11 protein-coding genes are annotated in these 13,724 nt (G+C 72.6%); 6 read left to right on the forward strand and 5 right to left on the reverse strand.

The genetic code is table 11. From position 1 onward, the window contains the following. Nucleotides 1-188 precede the first annotated feature (188 nt). Both V2J63_RS13405 and V2J63_RS13410 read right to left on the reverse strand, forming a co-directional pair. Nucleotides 189-1,520, reverse strand: a complete 1,332-nt coding sequence (locus V2J63_RS13405) for an MFS transporter (protein ID WP_331230296.1) — start codon at nucleotides 1,518-1,520, stop codon at nucleotides 189-191. Then, nucleotides 1,517-1,981 carry a MarR family winged helix-turn-helix transcriptional regulator gene (locus V2J63_RS13410; protein ID WP_331230295.1) on the reverse strand — a complete coding sequence of 155 codons (465 nt, stop codon included), beginning with the start codon at nucleotides 1,979-1,981 and terminating at the stop codon, nucleotides 1,517-1,519. Before V2J63_RS13410 ends, V2J63_RS13405 begins: the two co-directional genes overlap by 4 nt. Nucleotides 1,982-2,181: 200 nt before the next feature. On the opposite strand from V2J63_RS13410, the gene V2J63_RS13415 reads away from it, so the two are divergent. Further along, nucleotides 2,182-3,396 carry a cobalamin-independent methionine synthase II family protein gene (locus tag V2J63_RS13415; RefSeq protein ID WP_331230294.1) on the forward strand — a complete coding sequence of 405 codons (1,215 nt, stop codon included), beginning with the start codon at nucleotides 2,182-2,184 and terminating at the stop codon, nucleotides 3,394-3,396. A 69-nt stretch (nucleotides 3,397-3,465) separates the two neighbouring features. Here V2J63_RS13415 and V2J63_RS13420 read toward each other — a convergent pair whose 3' ends face one another. Further along, the gene (locus tag V2J63_RS13420) at nucleotides 3,466-4,929 is read right to left on the reverse strand and encodes an NCS2 family permease (RefSeq protein ID WP_331230293.1); all 1,464 of its coding nucleotides are present in this window, start codon (nucleotides 4,927-4,929) and stop codon (nucleotides 3,466-3,468) included. Between the two features lie 173 nt (nucleotides 4,930-5,102). Between V2J63_RS13420 and V2J63_RS13425 the strand changes: the two genes are divergently transcribed. The 5 genes from V2J63_RS13425 (at nucleotide 5,103) to V2J63_RS13445 (ending at nucleotide 7,674) form a co-directional block, all read left to right on the forward strand. Continuing rightward, nucleotides 5,103-5,576 carry a DUF1648 domain-containing protein gene (locus V2J63_RS13425; RefSeq protein ID WP_331230292.1) on the forward strand — a complete coding sequence of 158 codons (474 nt, stop codon included), beginning with the start codon at nucleotides 5,103-5,105 and terminating at the stop codon, nucleotides 5,574-5,576. Next, on the forward strand, nucleotides 5,577-6,032 hold the full coding sequence (locus V2J63_RS13430) for a hypothetical protein (RefSeq protein ID WP_331230291.1): 456 nt from the start codon (nucleotides 5,577-5,579) through the stop codon (nucleotides 6,030-6,032). It begins immediately after the preceding gene. A gap of 96 nt (nucleotides 6,033-6,128) precedes the next feature. Beyond that, the gene (locus V2J63_RS13435; RefSeq protein WP_331230290.1) at nucleotides 6,129-6,461 is read left to right on the forward strand and encodes a YnfA family protein; all 333 of its coding nucleotides are present in this window, start codon (nucleotides 6,129-6,131) and stop codon (nucleotides 6,459-6,461) included. Nucleotides 6,462-6,569: 108 nt separating this feature from the next. Next, on the forward strand, nucleotides 6,570-6,932 hold the full coding sequence (locus V2J63_RS13440; RefSeq protein ID WP_331230289.1) for a DUF2530 domain-containing protein: 363 nt from the start codon (nucleotides 6,570-6,572) through the stop codon (nucleotides 6,930-6,932). A 166-nt stretch (nucleotides 6,933-7,098) separates the two neighbouring features. Further along, nucleotides 7,099-7,674 carry a GNAT family N-acetyltransferase gene (locus tag V2J63_RS13445; protein ID WP_331230288.1) on the forward strand — a complete coding sequence of 192 codons (576 nt, stop codon included), beginning with the start codon at nucleotides 7,099-7,101 and terminating at the stop codon, nucleotides 7,672-7,674. Nucleotides 7,675-7,781: 107 nt separating this feature from the next. Here the strand turns inward: V2J63_RS13445 and nadE are convergent, their stop codons facing one another. After that, a complete protein-coding gene (gene nadE, locus V2J63_RS13450) occupies nucleotides 7,782-8,651 on the reverse strand; it encodes an NAD(+) synthase (protein ID WP_331230287.1) in 870 nt (289 codons plus the stop codon). A gap of 237 nt (nucleotides 8,652-8,888) precedes the next feature. Further along, on the reverse strand, nucleotides 8,889-13,607 hold the full coding sequence (locus V2J63_RS13455; RefSeq protein ID WP_331230286.1) for a lamin tail domain-containing protein: 4,719 nt from the start codon (nucleotides 13,605-13,607) through the stop codon (nucleotides 8,889-8,891). Nucleotides 13,608-13,724 lie beyond the last annotated feature (117 nt).

Consider the following 13,724-nt stretch of genomic DNA (forward strand, 5'->3'; position numbering starts at 1 on the left):
GGGCGGTGCCCGGCACCGGGGGCAGGCCGACGCCGCGACGCGGGTCCCCGCCAGCCGGCGCCCGGGCCCCCGCCGCCCGGCGCCCGGGCCGGCGCCCGGGCCGGCCACGCTGGGCCGTGCGCCTGCAGGCTGGCCGGGGCGACGGCGCCGGGGCGGCAAGGACGGCGCCGAGCCGGGCGCCGTCGTCGTCAGGCCACGTGCGAGGAGTGCTGCGCGTCCTGACGGGCCAGGTCGGCGCGGGCGAGCTCGCGGGCGCGGCGCTCCCCCGGGCCGGTGAGCGTGACGTGCGGGCGCGGCCGGAGCTCGTACGTGACCTTGACCTGCCACGTCCGCTTCGTCCAGACCGCCGCGACCGTGGCCACCAGCAGCGCGGCGATCGCCCCGACGCCGATCGACCACCGGGCGCCGAACGCCTCCGAGACCCACCCGACGAGGGGCGCGCCGATCGGCGTGGAGCCGAGCAGCACCATCATGTAGAGGCTCATGACGCGCCCGCGCATGGCCGGCTCGGTGGACATCTGGATGACGGTGTTGGCCGCCGTCATCATCGTGAGCGAGGCGAAGCCGACGGCGATGGTCGAGATCGCGTAGGTCTCGTACGTCGGCATGAGCGCCATGACGCCGGCGAGCACGCCGAAGGCGAAGGCGGACCCGATGACGAGCCGGACCCGCGGGTGCTTGCGGCGGGCGGCCATGAGCGCGCCGGCCAGCGAGCCGATCGCCATGATCGAGCCGAGGATGCCGTACCCGCTGGCCCCCTTGTCGAAGACCTCGCGGGCCATGACGGCGCTCGTCAGCTGGAAGTTGAGGCCGAACGCGGAGACCACGCCCATGACCACCATGATGACGAGGATGTCCGTACGGTGGCGCACGTACGCGAGCCCCGCACGGACCTGACCCTTGGAGCGCCCGCTGTGCGGCATCTCGTGGAGCTCGGCGCGGCGCATGAGGCTGAGGGAGAAGATCGTCGCGCCGAAGCTGACCGCGTTGATGAGGAACGCCCAGCCGGGCCCGACCGCCGCGATGAGCAGCCCACCGGCGCCGGGGCCGATGAGGCGGGCAGCGTTGAAGGAGGCGCTGTTGAGCCCGACGGCGTTCGGCAGGCTCTTGGCGGGCACCATCTCGGCGACGAACGTCTGGCGCACGGGTGAGTCGAACGCGCTGACCACGCCGAGGCCGAGCGCGAAGAGGTAGACGTGCCACAGCTCGGCGTTGCCCGAGAGCACGAGCGCACCGAGCCCACCGGCGAGCACGCCCATGGCGCCCTGGGTGGCCATGAGCATCTGGCGCCGGGGCAGGCGGTCGGCGAGGACCCCCGCGTACGGGCTGAGGAGGAGCGTCGGCGCGAACTGCAGCGCGGTGACGATGCCGACGGCGAGGCCGGAGTCCTCGGACAGGTGCGTGAGGACGAGCCAGTCCTGGGCGACGCGCTGGATCCACGTGCCGATGTTGGCCACGAGGGCGCCCGTGAACCACAGGCGGTAGTTGAAGTAGCGGAGCGAGTGGAAGGTCGTGCTCAATCCGTCGCCATCCTCTCGAGGATCCGGACGGCCTCGGTGAGCACCTCGCGCTCCTCGGCGGTGATGCCCTTGAGTCGTTCCGCCATCCACACGTTGCGCCGCTTGCGCGTCTCACGCACGAGGCTCGCGCCCGACGGCGTCAGCTCGATGAGGACCTGGCGCCCGTCCGAGGGGTGGCTGCTGCGCGTGACGTGGCCGGCCGCCTCGAGCGTCGCGATGGTGCGCGTCATCGTGGGCGGCTGGACGTGGTCGCGCTCGGCGAGAGCGCGCGGCGTCATCGGGCCGTTGAGGGTGAGGCCGGAGAGCACGCAGTACTGGGACTCGCTGACATCGGCGGGGTTCGACTCCGTGCGGATGCGCCGTGACAGGCGCAGGATCAGCACGCGGAGCTCGGTGGCCAGGTCGGGGCGTCGGGTGGTGCGGCTCGCCGGCATGACTGTCGCAGACGAGTTCGTTGGCATGGCTCCATCATAACTCGTTAGTACCGCTAACGAAATAGGCGCCCAGGTGAGACCACTCACCCGCCAGGCGACCGCCGGCGCGTCCGCGCCTCGGGCCCTCGCCCCCCGCCCGGACCCACGCTCCGAGACGCCCGAGCCGCCGCCGTCGGCCCGGTGCGACGATGCGCGTAGCCCCGCCACGCAGACACACGGAGATGCCCATGCTCAGCAGCGCCGACCGGATCCAGACCACCCACGCCGGCAGCCTGCCGCGTACCGACGCCCTGCTCGCCGCCAACGCGGCGCGCGCCCAGGGCGAGGAGCCCGAAGGCTTCGCCGACCTCCTCGCCGCCGAGGTCACGGACCTCGTCCAGCGCCAGCTCGACACCGGCATCACCGTCGTCGGCGACGGCGAGTACGGCAAGGGCATGAGCTCGCCGATCGACTACGGCGCCTGGTGGTCCTACTCCTTCCAGCGCACGGGCGGGCTCACGCTCGACACCGACTCCTCGTGGGCCGTCGACCAGCACCTGTCCGCCCCGGGCGACGTCCGCCTCACCGGCTTCCTCCACCGCCGCGACCGCAAGCGCTTCGCTGCGGCGTACGCGGACCCGACGTCGGGCATCTTCACCGGCGGCGCCAACGGTGCGCCGCAGTTCCCGGCGTGCACGGGCCCGCTGACGTACACCGGCCAGGAGGCCATCGCCTCGGACGTGGCGAACCTCAAGGCCGCCCTGACGCGGACCGGCGCGCAGGAGGGGTTCATCACCTCGATCGCCCCGGGCAGCGCCTCCCGCATCGCCAACCGCTTCTACGCCACCGACGAGGAGTACCTCTTCGCCTGGGCCGACGCCCTCCACGAGGAGTACAGGGCGATCATCGACGCCGGCCTCGTCCTCCAGATCGACGACCCGTCGATCGCCGAGAACTTCGACCAGATCGAGCCGGAGCCCAGCGTCGAGGACTACGTCGCGTTCACCCGCCTGCGGGTCGAGGCACTCAACCACGCCCTGCGCGGCCTGCCGGAGGACCGGATCCGCTTCCACCTGTGCTGGGGCAGCTGGCACGGCCCGCACACGACCGACCTGCCCATGGCGGACATCGTCTCGACGATGCTCGAGGTCAACGCCGGCGCGTACTCGTTCGAGGCGGGCAACGTGCGCCACGAGCACGAGTGGCGCGTGTGGGACGACGTCACGCTCCCCGAGGGCAAGCTCATCCTGCCGGGCGTCGTCTCGCACGCGACGAACGTCGTCGAGCACCCCGAGCTCGTCGCGGACCGCATCGAGCGCTTCGCCAGCCGGGTCGGGCGCGAGAACGTCATCGCCTCGACGGACTGCGGCCTCGGCGGGCGCATCCACCCCGACCTCGCCTGGGCCAAGCTCGAGTCCCTCGCGCAGGGCGCGGAGATCGCCACCCGCCGCCTCTGGTCCTGATCCGCAGGGCCGACGGCGGGGCCCACTCGCCGTCGGCCCTTACGACTCTGCTCTCCAGCGGCCGCAGGATCAGATCCCGAGCAGCTGCTGGATCGGGCCGAGCGCGAAGTAGACGACGAACAGCGCCGCCACCACCCACATGAGCCAGTGCACCGAGCGCGCGCCACCCTTGCGCGCCGCGGCGAGCACGACGTACGCGATGAAGCCCGCACCGATGCCCACGGTGATGGAGTACGCGAACGGCATGAGGATGATCGTCAGGAACGCCGGGACGGCGATGGACAGCTCCCGCCACGAGATCTGCGTGACCTGCTGCATCATGAGGAAACCGACGACGACGAGCGCCGGCGTCGCCGCCTCGTAGGGGACGAACTCGGCGAGCGGGGCGAGGAACGTCGAGAGCAGGAAGGCGACGCCCGTGACGACGGGGGCGAGGCCGGTGCGCGCGCCGTCGCCCACGCCGGTGGCCGACTCGATGTAGCTCGTGTTCGAGGAGACCCCGCCCGCGCCACCGGCGATCGCGCCGATGGAGTCGACGACGAGGATCTGACGGGTCCGGGGCGGGTTGCCCTCGGGGTCGAGGAGGTCAGCCTCGGCGCCGATGGCGACCATCGTGCCCATCGTGTCGAAGAAGTCGGCGAGCATGAGGGAGAAGATGAGCAGGAGCGCGGCGACGATGCCGATCTTCCCGAACGCCCCGAAGAGCGAGAACTCGCCGATGGTGCCGAAGTCCGGCGCCGAGAAGGGCGAGCCGTCGATGGCCGGGACCGTGAGGCCCCAGCCGCTGACGTCGCCGTCGGCGATCGTGCCGAGGTTGGCGACGGCCTGGACGATCGCCGCGAGCACCGTCGCGGCGATGACACCGATGAGGATGGCGCCACGGACCTTGCGCACCATGAGGATGAGGATGGTGAAGAGGCCGACGACGAACACCAGCGCCGGCCAGCCGACGAGCGAGCCGTTGACGCCGAGCTGGAGGGGCGTGCCGCCGGGCCGGACGATGCCCGCGTTGACGAGGCCGATGAGCGCGATGAACAGGCCGATGCCGACGGAGATGGCGACCTTGAGCTGCTGCGGGACCGCGCGGAAGACGGCCTCGCGCAGCCCGGTGAGGACGAGCACGAGGATGACGATGCCCTCGAGGACGATGAGCCCCATCGCGTCGCCCCACGTCATGCCGGGCATCCCGACGATCGTGTAGGCGAGCAGCGCGTTGATGCCCAGGCCGGCCGCGAGCGCGAGCGGGAAGCGGGCGACGACGCCCATGAGGATCGACATGAGCCCCGCGATGAGGGCGGTGCCGGCGGCGACGGCGGCGAAGTTCGGGCCGTCGGTGCCCCCGCCGAGGTACGCGCCCGTGCTGTCCGGCGTGGACAGGATGAGGGGGTTGAGGACGAGGATGTAGCACATCGCGAAGAACGTGACGATGCCGCCACGGACCTCGCGGCCCACGGTGGAGCCGCGTTCGGTGATGTGGAAGTACCGGTCGACCCGGCTGATGTCATGGGTGCGCGTCTGCGACTGGGAGGGCATGGGCGAAATGGTGCCAGAGCGCGCCTGCGCGCCGGAAGCGCGTCTCACAGCGTCAGCCTTGCGCGCGGGTCGGCCGGCACGCCTGGCCGTGGTCACCAGGACGGCGGTTCACCGACGCATAGCCGGCAGTCACTAACCTGGCAGGGAACCGCCCCTTCCGACGGTGAGGTCCGATGAGCACCACTCCCAGCGCCGATGCCCGCGGCCGGTCCGGCCGCCCGTCCGACGGCGGTGACGGCGCGTCCGGCCGCCTCCCCGACGGTGCCGCCCCGTTCCGGAGCGCGCCGCTCATCGACGTCCCCGCCCTGACGCTCGGCGTCGGCGTCCCGCTCCTCGCGGGCGCGGCCGTCGTCGTCGCCGGCACAGTCTGGGCGGACGACCTCGGCGAGCGCATCGCCACCCACTGGGGTCCCTCGGGTGAGGCGGACAGCTTCGGGTCCCGGAGGGGCTTCGTCGCCCTCATGGCCGCGGTGGTGGTGGTCGTGCCAGGCGTGATCGGCCTGTTCGCCGGCCTCGGGCGCCTCTGGTCCGCCCTGCGCGCCAGCCTCCTCGGGTTCGGGGTCGGCACCGCCCTCTTCCTCGCCGCGACCGGCGTCCTCAGCCTGGCCGTCCAGCGCGGAGGCACCGCCCGCGCCGTCGAGTGGTGAATGCTCGCCGCGCTCGCCGTGCCGTGCGTCGTCGTCGGGTTCCTCTGCGCGCGGGTGCCGCGCAACCTCGAGCCGGTCGTGCACGCGAGAGCCCGGCCGGATCCCGACCTGCCCCGCTCGCGCACGTCGAGCGTCGCGGAGCACGCCATCGGGATGTCCGGGCGGCTCCGGGTCGAGGACGGCGCCGTCGTCGTGCGCTGGTTCGGTCGCACCGCGCTGCGGATCGACGCCGCCGAGGTCGAGGACGCGCGGCCCGTCACCGTGAGCGCCGGGGAGTTCGGCGGTTGGGGGCTGCGCAAGGCGCCGGCCGGCCGCCGGTACGGCTTCATCGGCCGCGGCCGGACGGGGGTCGAGCTCCGAAAGGCGGACGGCAGCACGTGGGTCGTCACGACCCGTCACGCCGAGGAGGTCGCCGGCGCGGTCAACACCGCCGCCGACCGCGCCCGGCCCGCCTGACGCCGGTCCGGTTCCCGCGGGAGCTCGGCGGCGGCCCGCCTCCCGGGACCGACCGGCCCGCACCGCTAGCGTCCGTCGACGGAGAAGGGAGATGCCATGCCAGCACGTTCGATGCTGCTCTTCGTCGTCGCCGCGCTCTTCGAGATCGGCGGCGCCTGGCTCGTGTGGCAGGGGGTGCGCGAGCACAAGGGCTGGGTCTGGGTCGGCGCGGGGGTGATCGCCCTCGGCCTGTACGGGCTCGTCGCCACGTTCCAGCCCGACGCGAACTTCGGCCGGATCCTCGCCGCGTACGGCGGGGTGTTCGTCGCCGGCTCGCTCGCGTGGGGGATGGTCGTCGACGGGTTCCGGCCCGACCGGTGGGACGTCCTCGGTGCGCTCGTCTGCCTCGTCGGCGTCGCAGTGATCATGTACGCACCCCGCCCTGCGTGACGGGGCCGGCCGGCCCGACCGTCGGCTCCACGTGGGACGGCGGAGGCGCGAGCTGACACGTTCCCGACGCCGCCGTCACGGCGCCGTCACGGCGCCTACGATCAGAGCATGCCGCTGCCCCAGACCCGTCCCGAGGACCTTCCGCCGATGAAGGTCAACACGGTGACGATGGTGCTCACGGGCATCGGCGTGTGGGTGGTGGCGCTCGTCGTCGTCCTCATCCTGCGCGCGGCAGGCGTCGACCTGGCCGACGGCATCCTCCGGGTGTGCGGCGCCGGCATCCTCCTCGGCCTTCTCGCCCTCGCGTGGGCCATCCCCCAGCACCGCGGCGTCCTCCGCGCAGAGTCGGAGAAGACCGCGGCCGACGACGCCGCCCGCCACGGTTCGGCCGCCTCGCCTGCAGACGACGCCGCCCGCCACGCCCCGCCCGCGCCGCCTGCCGACGACGCGGCGCCCCGCCCCGGTCACTGAGGCTCCGCGCCTGTCGGGGGCCAGCGCCCGGGAGAGCCCGACCGGTCTCTAGCGCGGGCGATCCGGGAGCAGCGGTGTGCTCACGTGGCCGCAGCGCTTCCCCGGTATCCCCGGTCAAGCGGCGAAACGCCTGTCGCCGCGGGCGCGTCCGGCCTAGCGTTCTCCCATGGCCACCGAGGTGCGCTCCGCCGTCGGGCGCTTCGAGGACTTCGCGCTCGTCGCCGGGACCAAGCGGCCCGACGCCGGCGGTTGCTGGTGCATGAGCTTCCGCGACTCGCGCGTGCCGAACCTCGAGCGTCCGGACTTCATGCGCCGCGAGTGCGACAGCGAGCCCGGCCCGGGCGTCCTCGCCTACGTCGACGGCGAGGTGGCCGGCTGGTGCTCGGTCGCCCCGCGCAGCTCCTACCGGCGCCTCCTGCGCTCGCGCACGCTCCCCCTCCTCGACGGGCCGGAACCGTGGAGCATCGTGTGCTTCGTCGTGCGCCCGGGGTTCCGCCGTCGGGGGCTCATGCACGACCTCCTCGCCGGCGCGGTCGAGCACGCGGCCACCCACGGGGCCGCGGTGGTCGAGGGCTACCCCATCGAGAAGGGCGCGGAGAAGGTCGACGTCATCTCCGGCTACGTCGGCACGGTCGAGGCGTTCGAGCGCGCGGGCTTCCACCGCGCCGCCCCGACCACCGGCCACAGCGGCCACCGGCCGCGCTGGCTCATGCGCCGCGAGCTCGGGACCCCACTGCCGTGACGTGCTCAGCGAGGACGTCGAGGGCGCTCTCCCATCCGTCGTAGGAGGAGTCGTCACCGGCCTGGCCGTCGACGCCGCGATGGGCGTCCGGGCGTCTTGCCCGTCGTTCAGGAGCGGTCGCCCAGGTACCCGTCGGGCGTGACGGGCAGGGCGCGCTTGTGGCCGGTGCGCCGGTACCACCCGAGGATCGTCGCCTCGTCCTGCTCCGCGACGTCCTTGCCCTCGAGGTAGTCGTCGACCGCCTCGTAGCGCACGCCGAGCGCCTCCTCGTCCGCGAGGAGCGGCCGGTCCGACTCGAGGTCCGCCGTCGGGACCTTCGTCAGCAGGCGCTCGGGTGCGCCGAGGTACGCGCCGATCTCGCGGACCCGGCGCTTGGGCAGGCCGAACAGCGGGGTGACGTCTGCCGCGCCGTCGCCGAACTTCGTGTAGAAACCGACGATGGCCTCCGCGGCCTGGTCGGTGCCGACGACGAGCATCCCGCGCGCGCCGGCGATGGCGTACTGGGAGATCATCCGCATCCGCGCCTTGACGTTGCCCTTGTGGTAGTGGTCCTTCTCCGCGTCCATCGGCATGCCGGTCGCGTGGACCTGGTCCCACAGGGCGTCGGTGGCGGGGCCGATGTCGATGGTCGCGCTGAGGTCCGGCTGGATGAACCCGAGCGCGGCGGCGGCGTCGTCCTCGTCCCGCTGGACGAGGTAGGGCAGGCGCACGGCGACGAACCGGGCGTCGCCACCGTTCTCCCGGACGCGCTCGCACGCGAGCTGGCACAGCCGCCCCCCGACGGTCGAGTCCACGCCGCCGCTGATGCCGAGCACGAGGCCCTTGGCACCGGTGTCCTGGAGGTACTGGGCCAGGAACTGGACCCTGCGCTCCGCCTCGGCGGTGGCGTCGAAGGTCTCGGGGTCGATGACCTCGAGCGCGGCGATGATCTCTGACTGTGTGCCCTTGTCCGTCATCTGCCCAAATCTAGCGATCATGCCTCGGGGAGTCCTGCGCAGCGCCCGGCCGACGGCGCAGCTCGGGTATGGACGACGACGACGCCCCGGCGTAGCGGGTTCGCTACGCCGGGGCGCGGTCGATCTGACTCAGGTCGGGCACTCCTCCGTGATCACGACCATGGAGCGTGACCGGCACTTCTCCATGATCACGATCATGGGTGAGGTGCGCGGCACTTCTGCATGATCACGAACCTGAGGAGGTGGGCCGGCAGCGGATCAGGCGCGGACCTCGCGGCGGCGGTTGGCGAGGAGAGCGCCACCGGCGGCCAGGAGGAGGAGCGCCAGGGCGGCGCTCCCGATGCCGACGCCGGTCGTCGGCAGGCCGCCAGAGCCGGAGCCGGAGCCGTCCGAGCCACCCGCACCCGGTCCGCCGGCGCCAGGTCCGTCGCCGTCACCGTCCGGGCCACCAGCACCCGGACCGTCGTCGTCCGGGCCGCCGTCGGTCGGGCCGCCGTCGGTCGGCTCGTCCGTCGGGCCGCCGTCGGTCGGCTCGTCCGTCGGGCCGCCGTCGGTCGGGCCGTCCGTGGGGCCGCCGTCGGTCGGGCCGTCCGTCGGGCCGCCGTCCGTCGGCTCGTCGGTCGGGACCTCGGTGCCGGTGAACGTCACCTCCCACACCTCCGAGTCGGCCTCGCCGCCGAAGGCGTCGGTCGCCGTGACGTACCAGCCGTACGTGCCGTCGGCCGGCGTCCACGACACCGACACCTCGGACCCGCTCGGCACGCCCTCGACCCGACCGACGACGCCGGCCTCGCTGTCGTCGTCCCCGGCACCCGCACCCGCGCCGAGCTCGGCGTCCGTCAGCACCTCGGCCCGGAACGCGTCGCCGCTCAGCTCCTTGACGCGGTTGACGATCCCCGCCGTCTCGTAGGAGATGACGAAGTCCTGGTTCTCCAGGTCGAGCGACGGGTCGTCGGAGTTGTAGACCTCGAGCGACGGGGAGTACGTCCGCACGCGGATCTCCTCGTCCTCGTTGTCGAACTGCATGAGCCGCAGGAACCCGAGGCCGCCCTCGGGCAGGCCCTGGTAGTCGAAGAGCATCTGCGTGACGGTCCGGTCGTCGACGCCGTCACCGTCGTCGTCGAACGAGTCGTACCGCGTGTAGGCGTCGTGGTAGTGCCCGGACATGACCATCGAGACGTTGGCGTTCGTCGCGACGACCTCGTCCTGGATCCGCTGCGGGATCGGGCCGAGCCCGCCGGTGGTGAGGAGGTACTCGTGGAGGTTGATGATCGCCACGCGCTCGGGGTACTCGGCGAGCACGGTGTTCATCCACGCGATCTCGGCGTCGCCCGGGTCCCAGCCCATCGACACGACGATGAAGTCGATGCCGCCGGCGGTGATGAGGTCGAAGTGGCCGCGGTTGTCCTTGTACGAGCCTCCGTACCAGGGGTTGCCGGCGAAGCGCGCCTCGCCGAAGTACCGGCTGTACTCGGTGTAGTCGCTGTCGAAGTTGCCGACGTCGTGGTTGCCCGCGAGCACCCCGTACGGCAGGCCCGCCTCGTCGAGCATCCGGTAGGCCGGGTCGGCGTTGGCCCACTGGTAGGGCTGGTCGAAGTTGTCGACGATGTCGCCCGTGTGGAAGAGGTACTGGAGGTTGATGTCCGCACGCTGGTCGAGCAGGTAGCGGTGGATGTTGAGCTGGTGGTCGTAGAACTCCTCGTTGTAGTACTGCGTGTCCGACTCCCACGCGAGCGTGAAGTCGTACTCCGAGCGGGGGGTGTCCAGCGGGTGCGCCGGCTCGACGACCGACTCGCGCGTCGAGAGGTCCTCCCCCGCGTACCCCTCGGAGTGCTGGACGAGGAACCGCGCGGTGCCGTCCGTGAGGTGGTCCGCCGCCGGCACGTCCGCCTCGAGGGTGAACGCCTCGCCGTCGGTGAGGTGCCGGTCGACCTCCTCCCATGCGCCGAGGTGCGTGTTCCACACGTAGAGCAGGACCTTGGCCGCCTCGTTCGCGGTGCCGTCCCAGCGCACGCGCACCGACGCGCCGTCGCCCGCGTCCGCGGGCACGGCGACGTCGAACGCCTGGTAGGGCAGCGCGTCCGCGCTCGACACGTCGACGGACTCGCCGTCGATGCCGGCGAGCGCGGCGAGCTGGGCGTCGTCGAGGTCGGCGCCGTCGCGCTCGGGAGCGAGCGCGTCCCGGGTCTCGCCGGAGCGCGCCGTGACCGCCGCGTCCGTCGGGTCGTAGGCGTAGGCCTCGCGGAAGACGACGTCGAGGTCGTCACCCGTCGGGTCGGTCACCCGGGCCGAGAGCTCGAGCGCGGGCGCCTCGACGGACGCGCCGTCCTCGGGCGCGAGGAGCTCGACCGAGGGGTTCTCCTCCGGCACCTCGAACGCCTCGACGAGCTCGGCGGTGTTGCCCGCAGCGTCCGTCGCCGTGACGACGAACGTGTGCCCGCCCACGGCGAGGTCGGTCGAGGACGTCACGTACGGCAGCTCGACGGGCGTGCCGTCGAGCGTGGCGAGCACGTCGGCCACCTCGGTGGTGGCGTCGGTGACCTCGGCGTCGAGGGTGATGGCGCCCTGGAGGCGCTCCCCCTCGGTGCGGTCCGCGCTCACGCGGGACGTGATGACGGGCGCGGTGTTGTCGACGACGACGGCGGCGGTGGCCGTGAACTCGCCGTCGGTCGCGGTGACGGTGTGCTCGCCGTCGGCCGCCTCGGTCGTGTCCCATGCGTAGCCGACGGCGACGTACGCGTCGTCGGGGATGGTGAAGACCGCGGGGTAGTTGTCGTACTGGCCGTCGTTGGAGTCACCCATCGACAGCGAGCCGCCCGTGTACCCGGCCGGCGTGAGCGTGCGGCCGTCGGGGAGGATGAGGCGCGGGTTGGAGATGGAGAAGTCGTCGTTGTTCTCGTCGTCGTCCTCGCACGGCCAGGCCTTCGTGCCCGAGGAGACGAGGACGGTGAGGTCGGCGCCCTGCTCGAGGTAGCCGAGCGGGACCGGCGCGGTGACCGTCTCGACGCCTGCGTAGGTCCCGCGCTCGAAGATCGTCAGGACCTCGCCGGAGGCGCACTGGTCGTTGACCGTCTCGCCATCGCCGGGCATGACGACGGCGTTGCGGAACCGGTCGTCCGTGGCCGTCACCTCGACGGCGAAGACGGGCGCGGACTCGAGCTGCGCCGTCGTCGGGGTGCGCTCGGTGCCGTCGATCGCCAGGGAGATGCCGGAGGGGAAGTCGTCGCCCGCGGCGGAGACCGTCGCGGTGCCGGCGAGGACGTCGCCGTCGGAGACGCTGAGGCGGACCGGGTCCGCGTTGACGCCCTCGACCGGGACGCGCACGACGTCGGTCGCCGTGACGTTCGTGCCGTCGGAGACGACGAACCGGTACTCGTAGTACGCCTTGCCGATGAGGTCGACCGCGCCGATCGTGTGCGCGAAGCCGTCCGCGTCGCCGCGGAGCAGGTTGACCGTGCGCGGGGCGTCCTCGACGTCGGAGCGCAGCTCGAGCGTGACGCTGCGGACGAGGGTGTCGTCCGTGATCGTCGCGGAGACGGTGAAGTCGCCGCTCGGGTCGATCGTGGCCGGCGTCGTGTCCGCGACGACGGGAGCCGTCGCGTCCGCCGTCATCGCGGTGAGCTCGGTGGGCACCTGGTCGGCGTCGACCGCGCCGGGGGTGGCGGGGCGCGAGCCGAGGAGGCGCTGGAGCGCGAAGTCAGCCGGGTCCACGGCGTACGTGAGGCCCTGGTTGGTCTGGACGTCGCGGACGCCGGCCATGTTGTAGAAGCCGTGGTTGACCGTGACGCCGGTGTCCGTCATGACCTCGATGCCGCGGGCGCTGCCGTTGGCCATGCCGCCGGCCGTGATCTCGAGGATCTGCGCCTCGGGGACCGCGGTGCCGTAGAAGGCGTTGAAGTCCGCGCGGGTGAGGTCGTTGTTCGGGCCGTTCTTGATCCACAGCACGAGCGTGCCGCCGGGGGCGACGACGGCGTCCTCGGGGGTGGCCGGCCACAGCGCGCTGCTGCCGCTGTCCGGGTAGAGGTAGCGGATCTGGTAGTCGGCGTAGTCGATCGGCTCGGTGGTCGTGTTGTAGAGCTCGATGAACTCGTAGCCGTCGCTGGCGCCGACGTTCGTGCTGTCGACGACGAGCTCGGTGAGCAGGAGGTTGCCGACAGCTGAGTCCGCGGCCGGGCCGGGGATCGGGTCGGTCGGGTCCGTCGTCGGGTCCTCGGTGGGCTCCTCCGTGGGGTCCTCGGTCGGCTCCTCGGAGCCGCCGCGGTCCTCGAGCTGTGCGGGGTCGACGACGCCGGGGGTCGGCGCCGCGTTGCCGGCGAGGAGGTCCATCGAGCCCTGGGACGCCTCGACCGGCGTGCGGAACTGCGCCGCCTCGTCGATGCCCGTGGATCCGGCCGGGTAGTGCGACCAGCCGACGACGGCGCCGGTCGCGTCAGCGATGCGGATCGTGCGCCCGCCGCCGTTGGCCATGCCGGCCTGCCCGGTGACGCGGACGACGTCGTAACCCGCGAGGGAACCGCCGCGTGACGCCCAGAACGCGCGGAAGTACGCCTCGTCGTAGGCGAAGGAGTTGACGTTGCCGTCGGCGCTCTCGTACGAGACCCAGAAGACCGTCGTGCCGCCGGCGGGGACGACCGTTCCGGCCGGGGCCGCGAGCGGGACGTTGTTGCCGGTGTCGGCCGAGTCGTCGAAGGCGTAGGAGAACGTGTAGCCGCCCTCGCCGATGACGAGGTCCTCGGCCGTGGTGTTCGTGACCTCGAAGTACTCGAAGTGGTCGTAGCTGTCCGGGTTCGGGACGACCTCGGTGACGACGAGCGGCCAGCTCGTCGCCGGGGCTGCGGTGGCGATGGTCGCCGGCACGGTGGCGCCGAGGACGAGGGCGGCCAGGGCGGCCGCGGCGACGCCGGCGCGGGGCCGGGAGATCGCGGCCCGGGACCGCGGGGTCGCGGCTCGGGGCGGTCGAGCGGATGGGGCGCGCATGAGCAAGGAAACTCCTCCGTCAGGTGGGGACGCTCGGACCGTAGGCGGCCCCGGTGACCGGAAGGTGAACCACGACTGTCCGTCATCCGAACAGCGGCTGACGGGCGTCTGGCGTGG

The organism is Georgenia wangjunii (assembly GCF_036421975.1).
In the GTDB taxonomy this organism is placed as follows: domain Bacteria; phylum Actinomycetota; class Actinomycetes; order Actinomycetales; family Actinomycetaceae; genus Georgenia_A; species Georgenia_A wangjunii.

Bases quoted from the DNA above. Each gene is read 5' to 3' on its own strand.
- V2J63_RS13430 (WP_331230291.1), top strand. From the start codon at position 5,577: ATGCTCGCCGCGCTCGCCGTGCCGTGCGTCGTCGTCGGGTTCCTCTGC.
- V2J63_RS13425 (WP_331230292.1), top strand. From the start codon at position 5,103: ATGAGCACCACTCCCAGCGCCGATGCCCGCGGCCGGTCCGGCCGCCCG.
- nadE (WP_331230287.1), bottom strand. From the start codon at position 8,651: ATGATCGCTAGATTTGGGCAGATGACGGACAAGGGCACACAGTCAGAG.
- V2J63_RS13455 (WP_331230286.1), bottom strand. From the start codon at position 13,607: ATGCGCGCCCCATCCGCTCGACCGCCCCGAGCCGCGACCCCGCGGTCC.
- V2J63_RS13420 (WP_331230293.1), bottom strand. From the start codon at position 4,929: ATGCCCTCCCAGTCGCAGACGCGCACCCATGACATCAGCCGGGTCGAC.
- V2J63_RS13440 (WP_331230289.1), top strand. From the start codon at position 6,570: ATGCCGCTGCCCCAGACCCGTCCCGAGGACCTTCCGCCGATGAAGGTC.
- V2J63_RS13435 (WP_331230290.1), top strand. From the start codon at position 6,129: ATGCCAGCACGTTCGATGCTGCTCTTCGTCGTCGCCGCGCTCTTCGAG.
- V2J63_RS13410 (WP_331230295.1), bottom strand. From the start codon at position 1,981: ATGCCAACGAACTCGTCTGCGACAGTCATGCCGGCGAGCCGCACCACC.
- V2J63_RS13445 (WP_331230288.1), top strand. From the start codon at position 7,099: ATGGCCACCGAGGTGCGCTCCGCCGTCGGGCGCTTCGAGGACTTCGCG.
- V2J63_RS13415 (WP_331230294.1), top strand. From the start codon at position 2,182: ATGCTCAGCAGCGCCGACCGGATCCAGACCACCCACGCCGGCAGCCTG.